Source organism: Oceanimonas marisflavi (assembly GCF_003049725.1).
Lineage (GTDB): Bacteria > Pseudomonadota > Gammaproteobacteria > Enterobacterales > Aeromonadaceae > Oceanimonas > Oceanimonas marisflavi.
Genome location: NZ_QAGM01000081.1, coordinates 1 through 264, shown reverse-complemented (window position 1 = coordinate 264; position 264 = coordinate 1). Strand labels below are relative to the sequence as shown.

Genomic DNA, 264 nt, shown 5'->3' with positions numbered 1-264 from the left:
TTAACAAACCGCCTGCGTGCGCTTTACGCCCAGTTATTCCGATTAACGCTTGCACCCTCCGTATTACCGCGGCTGCTGGCACGGAGTTAGCCGGTGCTTCTTCTGTGGTTAACGTCACAGTAAGCGGATATTAGCCACTCACCTTTCCTCACCACTGAAAGTGCTTTACAACCCGAAGGCCTTCTTCACACACGCGGCATGGCTGCATCAGGGTTTCCCCCATTGTGCAATATTCCCCACTGCTGCCTCCCGTAGGAGTCTGGG

Annotated in this window: 1 rRNA gene; it reads right to left on the bottom strand. The window is 54.5% G+C overall.

The features are described from left to right. Nucleotides 1-264, bottom strand: a 16S ribosomal RNA gene (locus tag DA373_RS16175); the annotation flags it as partial.